Below are 20,322 nucleotides of genomic sequence, written 5' to 3' on the forward strand. Positions count from 1 at the left end.
CTACTTCTTGCGCACCGAGTACAGGCGCTTGTTGACGAACTCGTCCATGCCCACCGGCCCCAGCTCGCGGCCGTAGCCGGAGCGCTTGACCCCGCCGAAGGGCATGTCCTCGGACTCCGGGGCCGCCCCGTTGACGCCGGTCATGCCGGCGCGCAGCTTCTCGCCGACGGCCTCGGCGCGGCCGGGCTCGGTGGCGTAGACCGTCGAGCCGAGCCCGTACTGGGTGTCGTTGGCCAGCTCGAGGGCCTCCTCGTCGCTCTCGACGCGGAAGATCGTGATGACCGGGCCGAAGAACTCCTCGTAGTAGATGTCGCTGCCGCGCGGGACGTCGGTGAGTACGGCGGGGGAGATGTAGAAGCCGTCGCCGAAGGCGCCCTCGACCAGGCGCTCGCCGCCGATGCGCAGCTGCGCGCCCGCCTCGATGGCCCGGTGGAGCTGCTCCTCGCCGGTGTCGGCGGCCTTCTTCGAGGACAGCGGGCCGTAGGTGTCCTCCTCGCCGTCGGCCGGGTCGCCCGGGCTGAGCGCGGCGACGCGCGCGATGACGGCGTCGAGGAAGCGGTCGTAGATGTCGGCCGAGACGATGATGCGCTTGTTGGAGTTGCAGGCCTGGCCGGTGTTCTCGAGGCGGGTGCCCACCGCCTTGGCGGCGTCGGCCTCGATATCGTCGCTGGACAGCAGGATCCAGGGGTCCGAGCCGCCGAGCTCGAGGACGGCCTTCTTGAGGTGGCGGCCGGCCTGCTCGGCGACGGCGGCGCCGGCGCGCTCGGAGCCGGTCAGTGAGACCCCCTGGATGCGGGGGTCGGCGATGATCTCGCTGACCTGCTCGTGGCAGGCAAAGACGTTGCGGTAGACGCCCTCGGGCACCCCGGCATCGTGGAGGGCGGCCTCGATGGCCAGCGCGCAGCCGGGCGTCGACTCGGCGTGCTTGAGCAGGATGGTGTTGCCCAGCACCAGGTTGGGCGCGACGAAGCGGGCGACCTGGTAGAGCGGGTAGTTCCACGGCATGATGCCCAGCAGCGGGCCGACGGGCAGGTGCTGGAGCACGGTGCGTTCCCGCTCGGTGTCGGAGAGCACCTGCTCGGCGGCGAACTCGGGGCCGTGCTCGGCGTAGTAGGCGAAGATGTCGGCGGCTAGCTCGGCCTCGTCGGCGGCCTCGGGGGCGAGCTTGCCCATCTCGCGGGTCACGGTGGCGGCGAGCTCCCCGCCGCGCTCGCGCAGCACCTCGGAGATGCGGCGAGCGACGTGCGCGCGCTCCTCGATCGGGCGGGCGGACCAGGAGACGAAGGCCTCGTCAGCGGCGCCGAGGGCGTCGGCGAGGTCCTCGACGGTGATGAAGGGGTACTCGTCGAGGAGCTCACCGGTGGTCGGGTTGACGGAGCGGTAGGCGAGTGCGTTCACGTGCGCTTTCCTTTCTGCCGAGGTCGGGGTACGGTCGCGGCCGCAAGGGGGGCCCGGCATTCGGTGACCGGGTTCACAACCACGATAGACATGTGGCCGAAAATTGGTCCCGGAATTCGGGGACATAAGTGGCGACGGGTGCCAAATACCGGTCGGGCTATGTAGCGTGGTGGCCTGGATAATTTTTCGGTGGCAACGCCCTGAAGTGCGACGAGACAGTCGGTTTTCACCGACGGGTAAGGAGGGGTGATGAACGCGCGTAAAGGACGGCGCGGACGGCCCCCGGGCCTGACCCGGAAGGTGATCGGCGCGGCGGCGATGGAGATCGTCGAGGCAGACGGCGCTTCCGCGCTGACCATGGTCCGGCTCGCCGAGAGGCTGGGGGTGGCCCCGTCCGCCCTCTACAACCACATCTCGGGCAAGGATCAGCTGCTCGTCTTCGTCCAGGACGAGGTCCTCTCGCAGGTCGACACCTCGGCCCTGGCGGAGCTGGCACGTGAGGTGCGTGCTGACGTCGTGCGGATGGCCGAGGTGGACGGCGAGGGTACGAAAATCCACGGCGGTTCCCGTGCGAAGCGGCTGCGCGACGCGCTCGAGCAGTGGGCGCGCTCCTACCGCGCGGTGCTCTCCCGGCAGTACGAGCTGATCCCGCTGATCGCGACGCGGCCGGTGGCCGGCTCGCCGAACATCCGTAACATGTACGAGGTCGTCGCCCGCGCCATGCTCGCCGGCGGTATCCCGGAGCGCGACGTGGTGCCGGTGATCGTGGCCTTCGAGAACTTCCTCTTCGGCGCCGCGATGGACTACAACGCCCCGCCGACGATCTTCAACCCCGGCCCGGGCGACGTGGTCACCCCGGCCTTCGCGCGCGTGCTCGACGCCTACACCGGCGTCATCGACGGGGGAGCGGCGGCCTCGGGTCGCGACGAGCCCCCGGCGGACCCCGCGGCGCTCATCGACGACAGCTCCGAGGCCGCCGCCAGTCTGGCCGGCCGGGTCGAGGGCCTCGACGAGGCCATCGAGGGCGTGCGCAACCCGTACGCCGCGGTGCCCTTCGAGTGGGGTCTGGAGCGCCTGCTCAACGGCGTCGAGCAGGTCGTCGAGGATGCGGAGAGCTGACCAGGCGCCGAGCGTTGAGCCCCGCGCCGAGCGTTAGCCCCGCCCCGCGCGCAGCGCCTGATAGCCCTCGCCCCACTCCGCGAGCGCGTCGAGGACGGGGGAGAGGCTCTCGCCCAGCCCGGTCAGCTCATAGACCACGCGCGGCGGCACCTCGGGGTAGGCGGTGCGGGTCACAAGGCCGTCGTCGGCCATCTCCCGCAGGTTAGCGGTGAGCATCTTCTGGCTCACCCCGTCGATGTTCGCCTTGAGTTCACCGAAGCGCAGCGGCCCGCGCCGCAGCTCGCGCAGGATGAGCACCTTCCACTTCTTGCCGATGACCGCCAGCGACGTCTCGACCGGGCACGCCGGCAGTTCCGCGGCGGCGATGCGCGTCGTCTTCGTGCCCGTTGAAGCCATGAGTTACCTCCGGGTGCCTCGGTTTCCATTTGCTGCCTAGTTACTAGAAGTTACGACAGTCGCTTGACGACGGCCCGGGTGCCCCACCTCCGCCGGTACACAGACGACGTGCGCAGCGAGCCGCGCGAGAGAAAAGGAGTCAACCCATGAAGTTCGCAGTCATCGGAGCCAACGGCAAGGCCGGTAGCCGTATCGCCGCCGAGGCGACCTCCCGCGGGCACGACGTGACCGCCGTGACCACCATCGCCGACGCCCTGGCCGGCACCGACGCCCGGCTCATCGTCGTCGGCGGCGCCGGCAGCCTCTTCATCGACGAGGCCCACTCGACGATGCTCGCCGAGACCCCGGACTTTCCCGAGGCCTTCCTCCCGGTCGCCCGCGGCCAGATCCGCCAGCTCGAGACGCTGCGCGGGCGCGAGGACGTGCGCTGGACCTTCATCAGCCCGGCCGCGGACTTCCGCGCCGACGGTGAGCGCACCGGATCGTATCTCCAGGCGGGCGAGGAGTTCACCACCGACGCCGAGGGCGTCTCGGCGATCTCGTACGCCGACTACGCAGTCGGCCTCGTCGACGAGGCCGAGGGCGACGCCGCCCACGTCAATGAGCGCATCACCCTGCGCTGGTAGTTCAGTGCGCGCCTAGCTCTTGTACGCGCCGCGGTCCAGCGTGTCGCACTGGGCCATCTCGCCGGAGTTGTAGCCGGCGAGGAAGGCCTCCTGGCGCTGCTGCGAGGAACCGTGGGTGAAGGCCTCGGGGTTGACCTCGCCGCCGCTGCGGCGCTGTATGTTGTCGTCGCCTACGGCGCCTGCCGTCTCGACGGCGGAGGCGAGCTGCTCCTTCGAGATCGGCTCGAGGTCGCCGCCGTTCTCGGAGTCCGCGTAGTGGGCCCAGATGCCGCCGTAGCAGTCGGCCTGCAGTTCGATCTTCACCGCGTTCGAGTCCTCGCCGGGGTTCTGGTAGTCCGACAGCCCCAGGGTGCCCTCGAGGTTCTGGATGTGGTGGCCGAACTCGTGGGCGACGATGTACTCCTGCGCCAGCGGGGCGTCTTCGCCGCCGAGCTGGCCGAGCTGCTCGAAGAAGGAGACGTCCAGGTACAGCGTCTGGTCGGCCGGGCAGTAGAAGGGGCCGGTCTGCGCCGAGGCGAAGCCGCAGCCGGTCTGCACCGAGTCGCGGAAGATCTCCACGCCCGGCTTCTCGTAGGTGATGCCGGCCTGCTCGGGCAGCACCTTGTCCCAGACCTCGTCGACGGAGTAGGCGGTGTAGAGCACGCGGCAGTCGTCGTGCTCGTTGGCGTCCGCGCCCGTCTCGCAGTGGTCGAGGTTGTAGGCCTGCGCGCCCTGCTCCGCCTGGCCCTGGTCGGCGCCCCCGCCGCCGAGGCCGATGTCGGCGGGGTTGCCGCCGAGGAGGAGGAAGAGGCCGACGAGCACCAGGCCGCCGAGCCCGCCGCCCACGGCGATGCCGCCGCGGCGACCCCCGGAGGAGGTGCTCACTCGGTCGGTGCTGCGCTGGAGGTCACCACGGAAAGTCATGGCCCGATCATGCCACACGCCCGCTGCGCGGGCGCAGCCGGCGGGAGAGTAAAGTGTGCGGACGTATTCTGGCATCTTACGAGGAAAGGACGTGTGGCCTCGTGCTGCGCACTCATCTCGCGGGGGAACTCCGCAAAGACCACGCCGGTGAGACGGTCACCCTGACCGGTTGGGTGGCCCGTCGTCGTGACCACGGCGGCGTCATCTTCATCGACCTGCGCGACCGCTCCGGTGTCGCCCAGGTCGTCTTCCGTGAGTCGGAGGTCGCCGAGCGCGCCCACGACCTGCGCAGTGAGTACTGCATCAAGGTCACCGGTGTGGTCGAGGCCCGCCCCGAGGGCTCGGAGAACCCGAACCTGCCCTCCGGCGCGATCGAGGTCAACGTCTCCGAGCTGGAGATCCTCAATCCGTCGGCGGCCCTGCCGTTCCAGATCGACGACCCGTCGGCCTCCGGCGAGGTCGGTGAGGAGACGCGCCTGAAGTACCGCTACCTCGACCTGCGCCGCCACGACCAGCACGAGGCGCTGCGCCTGCGCTCCAAGGCCAACCACGCCGCCCGCGCCGTCCTCGACGCCCACGACTTCACCGAGGTCGAGACCCCGACGCTGACGCGCTCCACCCCGGAGGGAGCCCGCGACTTCCTCGTGCCCGCCCGCCTGAAGCCGGGCAGCTGGTACGCCCTGCCGCAGTCCCCGCAGCTGTTCAAGCAGCTGCTGATGGTCGCCGGCATGGAGCGCTACTACCAGATCGCCCGCTGCTACCGCGACGAGGACTTCCGCGCCGACCGCCAGCCCGAGTTCACCCAGCTCGACATCGAGATGAGCTTCGTCGACCAGGAGGACATCATCGCCCTGGCCGAGGAGATCGTCACGGCGCTGTGGAAGCTCATCGGCTACGAGGTCAAGACCCCGATCCCGCGCATGACCTACGAGGAGGCCATGCGCCGCTACGGCTCCGACAAGCCGGACCTGCGCTTCGACATCGAGATCACCGAGTGCACCGACTTCTTCAAGGACACCACCTTCCGCGTGTTCCAGAACGAGTACGTCGGTGCCGTGGTCATGGACGGCGGCGCCTCGCAGCCGCGCCGTCAGCTCGACGCCTGGCAGGACTGGGCCCGCCAGCGCGGCGCCAAGGGCCTGGCGTACATCCTCGTCGGCGAGGACGGCGAGCTCTCCGGCCCGGTGGCCAAGAACATCACCGACGCCGAGCGCGCCGGCATCGCCGAGCACGTCGGCGCCAAGCCGGGCGACTGTATCTTCTTCGCCGCCGGCGAGACCAAGTCCTCGCGCGCCCTGCTGGGTGCCGCCCGCGGCGCGATCGCAGAGAAGCTCGGCCTGATCAAGGAGGGCGACTGGGCCTTCACCTGGGTCGTCGACGCCCCGATGTTCGAGCCCTCGGCCGAAGCGACCGCCTCCGGCGACGTCGCCCTGGGCCACTCCGCCTGGACCGCCGTGCACCACGCCTTCACCTCGCCGAAGCCGGAGTACCTGGACACCTTCGACAAGGACCCGGGCAGCGCGCTGGCCTACGCCTACGACATCGTCTGCAACGGCAACGAGATCGGCGGCGGCTCCATCCGTATCCACCAGCGTGACGTCCAGGAGCGCGCCTTCCAGGTCATGGGCATCACCGAGGAGGAGGCCCGCGCGAAGTTCGGCTTCCTGCTCGACGCCTTCGCCTTCGGCGCCCCGCCGCACGGCGGCATCGCCTTCGGCTGGGACCGCATCGTCAGTCTGCTCGGCGGCTTCGACTCCATCCGCGACGTCATCGCCTTCCCGAAGTCCGGCGGCGGCGTGGACCCGCTGACCGACGCCCCGGCGCCGATCACCGCGGAACAGCGCCGCGAGTCCGGCATCGACGCCAAGCCGAAGAAGAAGGGCGGCCAGGACGACAAGGCCGCCGCGGCCGAGAAGAAGGCCCAGCCCGAGAAGTAGCAGTACACCGCGGGCCGGCCCGCTGACAGCGGAGCCGGTCCCCACATCGACGCGCCGCCGGCCGCCCCAGGGCAGCCGGCGAACCGTTGCCCGCAGCGCGCGGCGGGAGGACAATGGAGTCCCCCCGCCGCGTTCTCGCGCGCGGGACGTGTGCAACACAAGGAGAAGTCCGCCCGTGCCCACCGAACCGAGAACCCCCGCAGTCCCGGACAACGAGGAGATCTGCAGATCCGCGGAGCACCAGCTCGCGCGGCGCTTCGGCGGCACCCAGAGGATCACCGGCGCCGAGGAGCTGCACGGCACGGGCAACTCGGTCGTGCTGCGCGTGCGGCTGGCGGCCAACCCCTTCCTCCAGGAACGCAGCCTGGTGGTCAAGTACATCCCGGGCACCGACGACGAGCTGGACGACGCGGCGCTCGTGCGCGAGATCGTGGCCTACCAGTTCACCACCTCGCTGCCCGAGGAGGCCCGCCCCGGCCCGGTGCTGCTGGCCTACGACATCGACGAGCGCACCATCGTCATCTCCGACTCCGGCGACGGCGACACCTTCGCCGACCTGCTGGACACCGGCGACGCCGAGGAGCGCCTCCAGATCCTGCGCAACCTCGGCCAGGCCCTCGGCCGCATGCACGCGGCCACCGCCGAGCGCGAGCAGGACTTCGAGACCCTGCGTACCCGGCTGGCGCGCACCTATCCGGACGCCGCCTCCGTCAACCGCTACCGCTCCACGGCCCACCGGTTCGTCATCGACCGCGGCATGGAGCTCATCCGCTCCGTCGGCGTGACTGTGCCGGCCCCCGTCGAAGAACTCGGCCGCGAGGCCGCCAAGCGCCTGCAGGGCGGGCGCCGCGCCTTCACCCCGATCGACCTGTCGCCCGACAACATCATCGTCGCCGGGCGCACCCAGTTCCTCGACTACGAGTGGGCCGCCTTCCGCGACGTCGGCTTCGACCTGGCCTCGGTCATCTCCGGCTTCCCGGGGTTCCTGACCACGCGCCCCATCAACGACGACGAGGCCGACGTCTTCGTCGACGCCTGGACCCACGAGGTCGACCAGATCTGGCCGACGGTGCGCGACGACCACGCCCTGCACGGCCGACTCGTCACCGCGCTGCTGGGTGTGGCCCTGGCCGAGGTGGCCAATCTGCACTACGGATCCTCCCACAACGTCGTCGACGCCGTCGCCGCGGCCGCCGGCGACCCCTCCATCGGGCGCTACCCCGAGGACGTCACCCCGGCCGAGCGCCTGCTGGCCGCCCCGGGCAGCCTCGACTTCACCGACGGCGAGCTGATGCTGCGCCGCGACCTCTTCGAGACGTTCGAGGCCCTGGCCCGCTTCGCCGGTCGCGAGGCGACTTGCCGCCAGGCCGACCCGCGCACCCGCGTGGTCACCGGCTTCGCCGAGGCGCTGGCCGAACTGCTCGACGACTCGGGCGCCGACGAATCCGAACCCGAGGCCAGGTGACCGGCTCCTTGGCACAGGACGCACTCTTCGGCTCCGCGGACCCGGGGGCCGACGGCCCCGGCGGCCCGGGCGCCGGCGGCCCCGGGCGCAGCGGCGCGGAGTACTTCGCCGTCGACTCGAACGCCCCGCTGGCCGCCCGGATGCGCCCGCGCACCCTCGACGAGGTCCTCGGCCAGCGCCACCTGCTCGGCGAGGGCACCCCGCTGCGCCGCCTGATCGAGGGCCAGGGCGATTCCTCGGTGATCCTCTACGGCCCGCCCGGTACCGGCAAGACCACGATCGCCTCGCTGATCAGCACCTCCACCGGCCGCGACTTCATCGCCCTGTCGGCCCTGAACTCCGGGGTCAAGCAGATCCGCGAGGTCATCGACCGGGCCCGCCGCGAGCTGATCGCCGGCCGGCGCACCGTGCTGTTCATCGACGAGGTCCACCGCTTCTCCCGCACCCAGCAGGACGCCCTGCTCGCCGCCGTGGAGAACCGCACCGTGCTGCTCGTGGCCGCCACCACCGAGAACCCGTCCTTCTCCGTCGTCTCCCCGCTGCTCTCGCGCTCGCTGCTGCTGCAGCTGAAACCCTTGGGCGACGACGACCTCGCCGAGCTGGTCCGCCGCGCCGCCGCCGACGAGCGCGGCCTGGCGGGCCGCATCACGCTCTCCGACGACGCCGTCGCCCAGCTGGTGCGCCTGGCCGCCGGCGACGCGCGCCGCGTGCTGACCTACCTCGAGGCCTCCGCCGAGGCCGTCGCCGACGGCGGCGAGCTCGACGTGGAGACCATCCGCGAGAACGTCAACCGCGCCGTGGTGCGCTACGACCGCGACGGCGACCAGCACTACGACATCACCAGCGCCTTCATCAAGTCCATCCGCGGCTCCGACGTCGACGCCGCCCTGCACTACCTGGCCCGCATGATCGAGGGCGGCGAGGACCCCCGCTTCATCGCCCGCCGCCTGGTGGTCCACGCCAGCGAGGACATCGGCATGGCGGACCCGACGGCCCTGCAGACGGCCGTCGCCGCCGCCGACGCCGTGCAGTTCATCGGCATGCCCGAGGGCCGCCTCGCCCTGGCCCAGGCCACCATCCACCTGGCCACCGCGCCGAAGTCCAACGGGGTGATCCGCGCGATCGACGCCGCCCTGGCGGACGTGCGCGCCGGCAAGGTCGGCCCCGTGCCGCCGCACCTGCGTGACGGCCACTACTCGGGTGCGAAGAACCTGGGCAATGCCGTGGGCTACGTCTACCCGCACGACGACGCGCGCGGCGTCGTCAAGCAGCGCTACATCCCGGAGGAGCTCGACGAGGCCGTCTACTACGCGCCCACCGACCACGGCGCGGAGAAGCGGGTCAGCGCGCTCGTCGCCTCGCTGCGCCGCATCGTGCGCGGGCGTCGTTAATTTCCGACGCCCCGCCGCACGCCCGGGCGCGCCACCCGCACCGCCAGGCGGCGCAGCGGCGGGCGGGGCCCGCCGCGGAAGCCTTGCCCGGGTGGGGAACTGACGCGCGCGGTCGACGGGGTAAAGTGTGCATCCGACCCGCGGGCGGCGCCGAGGCAACTCGGGCGCCCCGCACACCCGACAGATGCAAGGAAGACCCCGTCGTGCAGACACATGAGATCCGGGAGCGGTTCACCAACCACTTCGTGAAGGCCGGCCACACGCCCGTGCCCAGCGCCTCACTGATCCTCGACGACCCGAATCTGCTGTTCGTCAACGCCGGCATGGTGCCGTTCAAGCCCTTCTTCCTCGGCCAGCAGACCCCGCCCTTCCCGAGCGGGACCGCGACCTCGATCCAGAAGTGCGTGCGCACCCTCGACATCGACGAGGTCGGCATCACCACCCGTCACAACACCTTCTTCCAGATGGCGGGCAACTTCTCCTTCGGCCAGTACTTCAAGGAGGGTGCCATCACCCACGCCTGGACCCTGCTGACCGACTCCCTGGAGGAGGGCGGCTTCGGCCTGGACCCCGAGCGGCTGTGGGTGACCGTCTACGAGAACGACGACGAGGCCGCCGACATCTGGCACGAGAAGATGGGCGTGCCCCACGAGCGCATCCAGCGCCTCGGCATGGCGGACAACTACTGGTCCATGGGCGTGCCCGGCCCCTGCGGTCCGTGCTCCGAGATCTACTACGACCGCGGCCCCGAGTACGGCAGTGAGGGCGGCCCCATCGCCGACGACAACCGCTACATGGAGATCTGGAACCTGGTCTTCATGGAGAAGGAGCGCGGCGAGGGCATCGGCAAGGACGACTTCGAGATCCTCGGCGACCTGCCCAAGAAGAACATCGACACCGGCCTCGGCGTCGAGCGTGTCGCCTGCATCCTGCAGGGCGTGGACAACGTCTACGAGACCGACCTGCTGCGCCCGGTCATCGACGTCGCCGAGACCGTCACCGGCTCCACCTACGAGGACCCGGCCGCGGACCGCGCCGACGACATCCGCTTCCGCGTCATCGCCGACCACTCGCGTACGGCCATGATGCTGATCCTCGATGGGGTCAGCCCCTCCAACGAGGGTCGCGGCTACATCCTGCGCCGCCTGCTGCGCCGCATCATCCGCTCCGCCCGCCTGCTGGGCGCGACGGGCGCGACCATGGAGAAGTTCATGACCACGATCATGGACACCATGGAGCCGTCCTTCCCGGAGATCGCCCGCAACCGCGAGCGCATCCTGCACGTCGCCGTCGGCGAGGAGGACACCTTCCTGCGCACCCTGGCCTCCGGCACGCGTCTGTTCGAGCAGACCGCCGAGAGCCTCAAGGGCAAGGGCGCGGCCACCGTGCCCGGTGCGCGCGCCTTCGAGCTGCACGACACCTACGGCTTCCCGATCGACCTGACCCTCGAGATGGCCCACGAGGCCGGCCTCGAGGTCGACATGGACGGCTTCGAGTCCGCCATGGCCGAGCAGAAGGCCCGCGCCAAGGCCGACAACCGCGCCAAGAAGCACGGCCACACCGACCTCTCCGTCTACCGCGAGTTCGTCGACGAGCACCCGACCGTCTTCCACGGCTACGAGGACCTCACCGGCTCCGCCAGGGTCCTCGGCCTGGTCGCCGGCGGCAAACTGGTCAACGAGGCCCACGAGGGCGACGAGGTCGAGGTCATCCTCGACGCGACCCCGATGTACGCCGAGTCCGGCGGCCAGATGGCCGACCGCGGCACCATCTCCGTCGGCGCGACCACCCTCGACGTCAACGACGTGCAGAAGGTGGGCAAGAAGGTCTGGCTGCACAAGTCCACCGTGGCCGCCGGCGGTCTGGCCGTCGGCGACGAGGTCACCGCCGAGGTCGACGCCGCGTGGCGCCACGGCGCCCGCCAGGCGCACTCGGCGACCCACCTCATCCACGCCGCGCTGCGCGAGATCCTCGGGCCCGACGCCGTCCAGGCCGGCTCGCTCAACCGCCCCGGCTACCTGCGCTTCGACTTCGCCTACACCCACCAGCTCACCCCGGATCAGCTCCGGCAGATCGAGCTGGTGACCAACCGCGCCGTCGACGCCGACTACGAGGTCAACACCATCGAGACCACCTTGGACAACGCCCTGGACATGGGCGCGATGGCGCTCTTCGGCGAGGCCTACGGCGACAACGTGCGCATGGTCGAGATCGGCGGGCCGTTCTCCCGCGAGCTGTGCGGCGGCACCCACGTCTCGCACTCCTCGCAGATCGGCCCGGTCTCCGTGCTCGGCGAGTCGTCGGTCGGCTCCGGTGCGCGCCGCATCGAGGCCTACTCGGGCCTGGACGCCTTCCGCTTCATGTCCAAGGAGACCGCGCTGGTCTCCGGCGTGGCCGCCGAGCTCAAGGCGCAGAGCGCCGACGTGCCGGACCGCGTGCGCGCCCTGGCCGAGCGCCTCAAGGCCGCCGAGAAGCGCGTCGCCGAGCTCAAGGCCCGTCAGCTGACCGCCCAGACCGCCGACCTCGTCGCCGGCGCCGAGCAGGCCGGGAAGTTCCGCGTCGTCGGCGCCCGGCTCGACGACGGCGTGACCGGCAAGGAGCTGCGCACCGTCGCCGGCGCCGCCCGCGACCGCCTCGGCTCCGAGCCCGGCGTCGTGGTCTTCGCCTCCACGGACCCGGAGAAGGGCTCGATGCCCTTCATCGTCGCCGCCAACCCGGCCGCCGTCGAAGCGGGCGCGAAGGCCGGCGACCTGGTCAAGCTGATCGGCGGGTACGTCGATGGCCGCGGCGGCGGCAAGGCCGACATGGCCCAGGGCTCCGGCGCCAAGCCCGAGGGCTTCGCCGCCGGTCTCAAGGCCGCCCGCGAGGAGCTCGCCGGCCGCTAGGCCCGGTGGGCACGCGCACCCCTCCGCCGGCCGTCCCCGCCACGCCCGGGGCGGCCACCGGCGTATTAGGGGAGCCATCAAGTACATTCATCGGTGAGCCCCGTCTGCGTGCGGCCGGGTGCGCCTTCCGCGTGCCTCCCGCCTTCCGGGGCGTACCGCCGAGTCGAGGAACGGGCGCGGGCACGAGTCCGCGCCCTAGGAAGGCCCCCGCTGATGAAGGAGAGTGTCGACACCCCCGGGGTGGACGACCCCGGTAGGGGTCGCCGCATCGGCGTCGACGTCGGCACCGTGCGCATCGGCGTCGCCGCCAGCGACTCCGACGGCAGCCTGGCCACTCCCGTGGAGACCGTCGCCCGCGTCAGCGAGCTGGCGGACCTGCGCGCGTCCGGCCAGGCTCCTGCGGCCGCCGACTTCCCGGACGCGGCCCGCGTCGCCGATATCGCGCGCGAGTACCGCGCCGTCGAGATCATCGTCGGCCTGCCGCGCAACCTCTCCGGCCACGGCTCGACCAGCGTGCACCACGCCCGCGCCTTCGCGGCCGTCCTCGCCGCCCTGCTGCCCGGTGTCCCCGTGCGGCTCGCCGACGAGAGATTGACGACGGTCGCGGCGACCACCGCCCTGCGTTCCTCCGGCGTGAGCGCACGCCGCTCGCGCGGCGTGATCGACCAGGCGGCGGCCGTCGAGATCCTGCAGACCTGGCTCGACGGACGCCGCGCGTACCTGGCACGGGCGACCACCGCGGCGTCGGAAAGCGACGCAGAACGTCCGGCGCGTCCCGCGCCGAGCCCCGCCGACCTCGCGCGGCGCAACCGAAAGACGACAGAGGAGTAAGACCAGCATGTCCCGAACCTCCCGCACCACCCGCCGGACCCGGACGGGGCGTCGCGTCGGCCGGCGCATGGAGCCGCGCTACGTCAAGCGGCGGCAGCGCGGTCTCGCCGTGCTCATCGCCGCGATCGTGCTGATGATCGGCGCCGTGGTCTACATCGGCGTGCGCGTCTCCTCGAGCTCCGGCACAGACTACCAGGGAGACGGCAACGGCCAGATCGAGCTCGTCGAGGTCGCCGAGGGCTCCTCGCTCTCCGAGCTCGGCCCCGAACTGGAGGAGCGCGGCATCGTCAAGACCGACGCCGCCTTCCAGTCCGCCGCCATGTCCACCCAGGGCGCCAGCGCCATCGAGCCCGGCTTCTACCGGATGCAGGGCGAGATGAGCGCGCAGGCCGCCGTCGACGCGCTGCTGGACCCGGACAACCGCGTCGAGCTGCTTGACGTGCAGGGCGGGGCGACGCTGATGGACGTCACCGTTCTCGGCGGGGACACCCGCTACGGCATCTACTCCCTGATCTCCCAGTCGCTGTGCGGTGCGCACGATGACGCCGAGGGCTGCCTGAGCCCGGAGGAGATCGCCCACGCCGGCGCGACCGCCGACCTGGCCGCGCTCAACGTCCCGGACTGGGCGCGCGAGCCGATCGAGGCGCGCGGAGACGACCCGCGCCGCCTCGAGGGCCTGATCATGCCGGGCCAGTACGTGCTCAACCCGACCATGAGCGCCGAGGAGATCCTCGCCGACCTGATCAAGCGCTCGGCCGACCAGTACAACGAGACCGGCATCGTCGAGCGCGCCCAGGCCGTGGGCCTGAGCCCCTACGAGCTGCTGACGGCCGCCTCCCTGGTTGAGCGCGAGTCGCCGGCCGGGGAGTTCGACAAGGTCGCCCGCGTGATCCTCAACCGCCTGGCCGAGCCGATGCGCCTCGAGTTCGACTCCACCGTCAACTACGACGTCGCCGAGCAGGAGGTCGCCACCACCGACGAGGACCGCGCCCGCGAGACGCCGTGGAACACCTACGCCAAGGACGGCCTGCCCGACACCCCGATCGCCAGCCCCTCGGCCGAGGCGGTCGAGGCCATGGAGCACCCGGCGGAGGGCAACTGGAAGTTCTTCGTCACCGTCGACTCCGACGGCACCACGGTCTTCAACGACGACTACGACTCGCACCTGGCCGACGTCAACCGCGCCATCGAGTCCGGCGTGCTGGACTCCAACCGCGGCGAGGCCCACACCGGCCCCGGCGGCGCTGAGGACGTCGAGCGCGCTGAGGGCGGGGATGCCCCGGCCGAGGGTCCGTCCGACGCTCCGGCCGAGGGCCAGGGTGCCGCCGAGCGCGGCGGCGAGGTGATCCAGCCGTGACCGAGGAGCGCGAGATCCGCCACCGCGCGGCGGTGCTCGGCGACCCGGTCGAGCACTCGCTCTCGCCGCTGCTGCACAACGCCGGCTACCGCGCCGCCGGCCTGGACGACTGGGAGTACACGCGCCGGCGCTGCCCGCGCGGCCAGCTCGCCGGCATCGTCGGCGGGTCGGGGCCTGAGTACGCCGGGTTCTCGGTGACCATGCCGGGCAAGTTCGAGGCGCTCGAGTTCGCCGACGAGGTCACCGACCGGGCAAGCGCCGTGGGCTCCGCCAACACGCTGGTGCGCCGGCCGGAAGGCGGCTGGCGCGCCGACAACACCGACGTCGACGGCGTGCACGGCGCGCTCGACGAGCTGACCGGGCGCAACCCCGAGGGCCCGGCCGCGCGGATTCGCCGCGCCGTGCTGCTCGGCGCCGGCGGCACCGCCCACGCGGTGCTTTTTGCGCTCGTCGAGCGCGGGGTGGAGCGCGTCGACGTGGTCAACCGCTCCGACCGGTACGACGAGCTGGCGGGCCTGGTCGAGGGCTCCGGCACCGAGATGGTCTTCCGCCGCTGGGACGAGGACCTGCGCGCGCTGTCGGTGGCCGCCGACGCGGTAGTCTCCACCGTGCCGGCCAGCATCGCCGACCCCTACGCCGAGGACCTGGGCCACGCCCCGGTGCTCGACGTCGTCTACGACCCGCGCCCGACGAAGCTGTGCGTGGCCGCCTCCGCCAACGGCTTCCTCACCGCCGCCGGCCACGTCATGCTGGCCCACCAGGCCTTCGGCCAGTTCGAGCAGTTCACCGGGATGGACGCCCCGCGTAAGGAGATGCGCGCGGCGATCGACGCCGCGGTCTGATATCCAGGAGGGGGATTCAAGGGGAGACATCGGGGGGATGTCGTGGGAAAGATCGTACTGTTCAGCGGCGCCGCCTCCGGCGTCGCGTGCGTGCTCGCACTGGCCTGCGGTAGCGCGTGGGCGCTCGCGCTCGTCGTCATCGACCTGCGCCGGTGTCTGCTCCCGGACGCGCTGACCCTGCCCGGCGCGGCCGTCGTGGCGCTCGTCGCCGTGGCGGCCGGAGAACCCTGGGCGATGGCCGGGGGAGTGGCCTGGGCGCTGCTCTACCTGGGTGTCGGGCTGCTGATCGGCGGGGTCGGCGGGGGAGACGTCAAGCTCGCCCTGGCGCTGGGCACGGCGGCCGCGATCGCCGCGGGCGCGGCCGGTCTGGCCGCCGCCGTCATCGGCTCGAGCGCGCTGACGATCACGGTGATGGCGCTGACCCGCCGTCGTGCGCTGCCGCACGGGCCGGGCATGGTCTCGGCCACAGTCCTGGTGTGTTTGGTCGCACAGGTGTTGTGACACAATATGCCCATGCTTCGATGGACCACAGCTGGAGAATCCCACGGGCAGGCGCTCATCGCGCTGCTCGCGGGCCTGCCCGCGGGCACGCCCGTGGACCGCGCCGAGATCGGCCGTGAACTGGCCCGCCGCCGCCTCGGCTACGGGCGCGGGGCGCGGATGAAGTTCGAGGCCGACGAGCTGACCGTCCTCGGCGGCGCCCGGCACGGCAAGACCATCGGCGGCCCGCTGGCGATCATGATCGGCAACTCCGAGTGGCCGAAGTGGACCACCGTGATGTCCCCGGACGCCCTCGACATGGAGGACCCGGAGACCGCCAAGGCCATGGAGTCCGGCCGCGGGGCGAAGCTGACCCGCCCGCGCCCCGGCCACGCCGACTTCGCCGGCATGGTCAAGTACGGCTTCGACGAGGCCCGCCCGGTCCTCGAGCGCTCCTCGGCGCGCGAGACCGCCGCGCGCGTGGCCGCCGGCGCCGTGGCCAAGGCCTTCCTGCGCGAGACCCTCGGCGTCGAGGTCGTCTCCCACGTCGTCTCCATCGGCGCCTCCGAGCCCTACGCCGGGCCCACCCCGGGCGCCGGCGACCTCGAGCGCATCGACGCCTCGCCGGTGCGCGCCGCCGACACGGCCGCCGAGGAGTCCATGGTCGCCGAGATCGACTCCGCCAAGAAGTCCGGCGACACCCTCGGCGGTGTCGTCGAGGTCGCCGTCACCGGCCTGCCCGTCGGCCTGGGCACCCACACCACCTGGCGCGACCGCCTCGACGGCCGGCTCGCACAGGCGCTGATGTCGATCCAGTCCGTCAAAGGCGTCGAGATCGGCGACGGGTTCGCCGAGGCGCGCCGCCGCGGCTCCGAGGCCCACGACGAGATGGTCCGTGAGGACGGCGACCACGAGGTCCACCGCCTGAGCAACCGCGCCGGCGGCCTGGAGGGCGGCATGACCAACGGCCAGCCGCTGATCACCCGCCTGGCGTTCAAGCCGATCTCGACGGTCCCGCGCGCCCTGCGCACCATCGACATGGCCGACGGCTCGCCGGCCAAGGCCATCCACCAGCGCTCCGACGTCTGCGCCGTGCCCGCCGGCGGCGTGGTCGCCGAGGCCATGGTGGCCCTGACCCTGGCCACGGCCGTCACCGAGAAGTTCGGCGGCGACTCGCTCAACGAGACCCGCCGCAACGTCGCCGCCTACCTCGCGGCCGTCGACGAGCGCCTCGCCTTCGGCGCGGACGCCGCGGCCGACGCCGACGCCGCCGACACGGACGAGGAGGCCGTCCGATGAGCGCCCCGAACACCGTCATCCTGGTCGGCCCGCCCGGCGCCGGGAAGTCCACCGTCGCCCGCCGCCTGGCGCGCGCCCTGGGCACCGTGCACACGGACACCGACACCATGATCGAGCAGGCTCGCGGCCGCAGCTGCGGCGACGTCTTCTCCGAGGTCGGTGAGCCCGCCTTCCGCGAGCTCGAGGCCCGTGTGGTCGCCGAGACCCTGACCCGCGAGGGCGTGGTCAGCCTCGGTGGCGGTGCGGTGACCACCCCGAAGGTCCGCGAGATGCTGGCCAACCACGACGTCGTCTGGATCGACGTCTCCGCCGAGGAGGGCGTGCGCCGCACCGCCGACGAGGCCACCCGCCCGATCCTCGCCGCCGCGGACCCCCTGGCGCACTACCACGACCTGCTGGACTCCCGCGAGGAGTTCTACCGCGAGGTCTCCGACCTGCACGTGCGCACCGACGGGCGCACCCCGGCCCAGGTGGTCACCGAGGTGCTCGCCGGCCTGGAGAACCTCGCCCCGCGCACCACGCCGGACTGCGACCTCGAGCGCGTCGCCGTGCGCGGGCCGTCGCCCTACACCGTGACCATCGGCCACGGGCTGACCGACGCCGTGGCCGCCCACCTGGTCGACACCGGCGTGCACCACGTCGGCGTGGTCCACCAGCCGCCGCTGGCCGCCCGCGCCAACAAGCTCGTCGAGTCCCTGCGCGCCGCCGGCCTCGACGCCCACGCCCTGCCCGTCGCCGACGCCGAGGACGGCAAGACCCTCGAGAGCATCGGACGGCTGTGGGCCGAGCTGGGTCGGCTCGGCTTCACCCGCACCGACGCCCTGGTGGGCCTCGGAGGGGGAGCGGCCACCGACCTGGCCGGCTTCGCCGCCGCCTGCTGGATGCGCGGCATCCGCGTCGTCCAGGTGCCCACCACGGTGCTGGCGATGGTCGACGCGGCCGTCGGCGGCAAGACCGGCATCAACACCGAGGCCGGCAAGAACCTCGTGGGCGCTTTCCACGAGCCCTCGGCCGTCTTCTGCGACCTCGACCACCTGGTCGACCTGCCGAAGCGCGAGCTCGTCGCGGGCTCGGCCGAGATCGTCAAGACCGGCTTCATCGCCGACCCGGTGATCCTGCGCCGCTACGAGGAGGACCCCGCCGCCGCCCTGCGCGCCGACGGCTTCCTGCCGGAGCTGGTGCGCCGCTCCGTCACGGTCAAGGCCGGCGTGGTGGGCAAGGACCTCAAGGAGGTCGGCCTGCGCGAGATCCTCAACTACGGCCACACCTTCGGCCACGCCGTGGAGCGCCGCGAGAACTACCGCTGGCGCCACGGCGACGCGGTCGCCGTGGGCATGGTCTTCGTCGCCGAGCTGGCCCACGCCCGCGACCTCATCGACGCCGCCCTGGTCCAGCGCCACCGTGACATCCTCGAGTCCGTGGGACTGCCCACCGTCTACCGGGACGGCCGCTGGGAGGAGCTGCGCGAGGCGATGAGCCACGACAAGAAGAACCGCGACGGCCGCCTGCGCTTCGTCGCCCTGGACGGCAAGGTCGGCCGCACCACGCGCATCGAGGGCCCCTCCGAGGAGGAGCTGCGCGCGGCCTACGCCGCGGTCGGCGGCACGGACTAGGTCCGGCCAGGCACCGACCAGGCACCAACGCAGAGAGAGGAACACCAGATGAGCGAGACCCCCGGCACCGAGACCCCCGTGGTGCTCGTCCTCAACGGGCCCAACCTGGACCGCCTGGGCAAGCGCCAGCCGGAGATCTACGGCACGACCACCCTGGCCGACGTCGAGGCGCAGATCGCCGCCGAGGCCGAGCGGCTGGGCTGGCGCGCCGAGTTCGCGCAGTCCAACCACGAGGGCGAGCTGATCGACCGCGTCCACGACGCCGCCGAGCGCGGCCTGCCGGTGATCATCAACCCCGGCGGCTTCACCCACACCTCGGTGGCGCTGCGCGACGCCCTGGCCGAGATCGCCGACGGCGCGGGCTTCTACGAGGTGCACATCTCCAACGTGCACGCCCGCGAGCCGTTCCGGCACCACTCCTACCTCTCGCCGATCGCGCGCGGGGTCGTCGCCGGGCTGGGCACCTATGGCTACCTGGCCGCACTGGGTGCGCTGGCGCGGGCGTCGGAAAGCAACTGAATAAAGGGTCTGTCGCCGGGGCCGGGCGGGGAACTAGAGTGAGTTCAGTCCGACAGAACGAACCCGGAGGTTGAACCCATGGCTCTCGCCGACACCCGCTTCCTCACCCGGCGGCGCACCCTCGCCGCGCGGCTGGCCGCCCAGCGCATCGACTCGATGCTGGTCACCAGCCCGCTGCACGTGCGTTACCTCTCCGGGTTCACCGGTGACGACGGCGCGCTGGTGCTGTCCAAGGACCTCTCGGCGACGATCTGCACCGACGGCCGCTACGCCACGCAGGTCGCCGAGGAGGTCCCGGACATCGAGGCCGTCATCGACCGCGCCTACGCGGCCACCCTGCTCGAGGGGCTGGACCGGCCGCGCCGCGTCGGCTTCGAGGCCGACTACCTGAGCGTCTCGGAGCTGGAGAAGCTGCGCGAGTCCGCCGGCGAGGACATCACCCTGGTGCCCGTCTCCGGGGTCATCGAGGAGATCCGCCTGCTCAAGGACAGCCTCGAGCTGACCCGTCTGCGTGAGGTCGCCGCCCTGGCCAACGAGGCCTTCAAGGGGCTCATCGACAGCGGTGAGCTGGCCGTGGGCCGCGCCGAGCGCGAGGTCGCCGCCGACCTGGAGCACCGCATGCGGCTCAACGGCGGGGAGTCCACCAGCTTCCCCACGATCGTCGCCTCTGGCCCGAACTCCGCCAAGCCGCACCACGGCGCCGGCGAGCGGATCATCGAGAAGGGCGACCTGGTCACCATCGACTTCGGCGCGCTGCGCCTCGGCTACAACTCCGACATGACCCGCACCCTGGTCATGGGCGAGCCCGACGAGTTCTCCCGCGAGATCTACGAGGTCGTGCGTAAGGCCCAGCAGGCTGGCATCGAGGCCGCCACCGTGGGCCGGCCCGTCGCCGAGGTCGACGCCGCCGCGCGCGCCGTGATCTCCGAGGCCGGCTACGGCGAGTACTTCGTGCACTCCACCGGCCACGGGGTCGGCCGGCAGGTCCACGAGGCACCCTTCGCCTCCCAGCGCGGGCAGGAGACCCTGGCCGAGAACATGACGCTGACCATCGAGCCGGGCATCTACGTGCCGGGCCGCGGCGGTGTGCGCATCGAGGACACGCTGATCATCACCCCGGGCCGCCCGGAGATCATCACCGAGTTCCCGCGCGAGCTCACCGTCATCGACTGACGCCGCCCGCGGCCCGGCTACCATCGGCTGACCATGGGACGCCATCACCACCGCCCGACGGCGAGCCGGACCGCCCGCGCCGCAGACG

17 protein-coding genes are annotated in these 20,322 nt (G+C 71.9%); 14 read left to right on the plus strand and 3 right to left on the minus strand.

What is annotated here, in order from left to right; translation table 11 throughout:
• On the minus strand, nt 1-1,398 hold the full coding sequence (locus tag QQA02_RS03440; protein WP_284863306.1) for an aldehyde dehydrogenase family protein: 1,398 nt from the start codon (nt 1,396-1,398) through the stop codon (nt 1-3).
• A 249-nt stretch (nt 1,399-1,647) separates the two neighbouring features.
• Between QQA02_RS03440 and QQA02_RS03445 the strand changes: the two genes are divergently transcribed.
• Nucleotides 1,648-2,517: a TetR/AcrR family transcriptional regulator gene (locus tag QQA02_RS03445; RefSeq protein ID WP_284863308.1), complete on the plus strand. Its 870-nt coding sequence runs from the start codon at nt 1,648-1,650 to the stop codon at nt 2,515-2,517.
• Nucleotides 2,518-2,550: 33 nt separating this feature from the next.
• Here QQA02_RS03445 and QQA02_RS03450 read toward each other — a convergent pair whose 3' ends face one another.
• Nucleotides 2,551-2,913, minus strand: coding sequence for a winged helix-turn-helix transcriptional regulator (locus QQA02_RS03450; protein WP_284863309.1), 363 nt, complete (start codon nt 2,911-2,913; stop codon nt 2,551-2,553).
• A 146-nt stretch (nt 2,914-3,059) separates the two neighbouring features.
• Between QQA02_RS03450 and QQA02_RS03455 the strand changes: the two genes are divergently transcribed.
• Nucleotides 3,060-3,539 carry an NAD(P)-dependent oxidoreductase gene (locus tag QQA02_RS03455; protein ID WP_284863311.1) on the plus strand — a complete coding sequence of 160 codons (480 nt, stop codon included), beginning with the start codon at nt 3,060-3,062 and terminating at the stop codon, nt 3,537-3,539.
• Between the two features lie 12 nt (nt 3,540-3,551).
• Here the strand turns inward: QQA02_RS03455 and ypfJ are convergent, their stop codons facing one another.
• A complete protein-coding gene (ypfJ, locus tag QQA02_RS03460) occupies nt 3,552-4,442 on the minus strand; it encodes a KPN_02809 family neutral zinc metallopeptidase (protein ID WP_284863313.1) in 891 nt (296 codons plus the stop codon).
• Nucleotides 4,443-4,543: 101 nt separating this feature from the next.
• On the opposite strand from ypfJ, the gene aspS reads away from it, so the two are divergent.
• From aspS to QQA02_RS03520, 12 genes are all read left to right on the plus strand, one after another.
• Nucleotides 4,544-6,379, plus strand: a complete 1,836-nt coding sequence (gene aspS, locus QQA02_RS03465) for an aspartate--tRNA ligase (protein ID WP_284863314.1) — start codon at nt 4,544-4,546, stop codon at nt 6,377-6,379.
• A gap of 175 nt (nt 6,380-6,554) precedes the next feature.
• On the plus strand, nt 6,555-7,844 hold the full coding sequence (locus QQA02_RS03470) for a phosphotransferase family protein (RefSeq protein ID WP_284775385.1): 1,290 nt from the start codon (nt 6,555-6,557) through the stop codon (nt 7,842-7,844).
• An 8-nt stretch (nt 7,845-7,852) separates the two neighbouring features.
• Nucleotides 7,853-9,235: a replication-associated recombination protein A gene (locus tag QQA02_RS03475; protein ID WP_284775387.1), complete on the plus strand. Its 1,383-nt coding sequence runs from the start codon at nt 7,853-7,855 to the stop codon at nt 9,233-9,235.
• Between the two features lie 203 nt (nt 9,236-9,438).
• On the plus strand, nt 9,439-12,120 hold the full coding sequence (alaS, locus tag QQA02_RS03480) for an alanine--tRNA ligase (RefSeq protein WP_284775388.1): 2,682 nt from the start codon (nt 9,439-9,441) through the stop codon (nt 12,118-12,120).
• 213 nt (nt 12,121-12,333) lie between these two features.
• Nucleotides 12,334-12,951: a Holliday junction resolvase RuvX gene (gene ruvX / locus QQA02_RS03485; RefSeq protein ID WP_284775391.1), complete on the plus strand. Its 618-nt coding sequence runs from the start codon at nt 12,334-12,336 to the stop codon at nt 12,949-12,951.
• A 67-nt stretch (nt 12,952-13,018) separates the two neighbouring features.
• Entirely contained in the window at nt 13,019-14,308 is a 1,290-nt protein-coding gene (gene mltG / locus QQA02_RS03490; protein WP_284775430.1) for an endolytic transglycosylase MltG, read from the plus strand.
• Nucleotides 14,305-15,150: a shikimate dehydrogenase gene (locus tag QQA02_RS03495; RefSeq protein WP_284775392.1), complete on the plus strand. Its 846-nt coding sequence runs from the start codon at nt 14,305-14,307 to the stop codon at nt 15,148-15,150. The genes mltG and QQA02_RS03495 overlap by 4 nt, the downstream gene beginning before the upstream one ends.
• 42 nt (nt 15,151-15,192) lie before the next feature.
• The gene (locus QQA02_RS03500; RefSeq protein WP_284775394.1) at nt 15,193-15,651 is read left to right on the plus strand and encodes a prepilin peptidase; all 459 of its coding nucleotides are present in this window, start codon (nt 15,193-15,195) and stop codon (nt 15,649-15,651) included.
• Nucleotides 15,652-15,663: 12 nt separating this feature from the next.
• Nucleotides 15,664-16,929, plus strand: coding sequence for a chorismate synthase (gene aroC, locus QQA02_RS03505; RefSeq protein WP_284775396.1), 1,266 nt, complete (start codon nt 15,664-15,666; stop codon nt 16,927-16,929).
• Complete coding sequence (aroB, locus tag QQA02_RS03510; RefSeq protein ID WP_284775399.1) at nt 16,926-18,542, plus strand: 3-dehydroquinate synthase; 1,617 nt, start codon at nt 16,926-16,928, stop codon at nt 18,540-18,542. Before aroC ends, aroB begins: the two co-directional genes overlap by 4 nt.
• Before the next feature lie 48 nt (nt 18,543-18,590).
• Nucleotides 18,591-19,061 (plus strand): type II 3-dehydroquinate dehydratase, encoded by a 471-nt coding sequence (gene aroQ, locus QQA02_RS03515; protein WP_284775401.1) that lies wholly within the window; start codon nt 18,591-18,593, stop codon nt 19,059-19,061.
• A 78-nt stretch (nt 19,062-19,139) separates the two neighbouring features.
• A complete protein-coding gene (locus tag QQA02_RS03520; protein WP_284775403.1) occupies nt 19,140-20,234 on the plus strand; it encodes a M24 family metallopeptidase in 1,095 nt (364 codons plus the stop codon).
• The last annotated feature ends 88 nt before the right edge of the window (nt 20,235-20,322 follow it).

The sequence above is a fragment of the Corynebacterium sp. MSK006 genome, from assembly GCF_030232385.1.
Lineage (GTDB): Bacteria > Actinomycetota > Actinomycetes > Mycobacteriales > Mycobacteriaceae > Corynebacterium > Corynebacterium frankenforstense_A.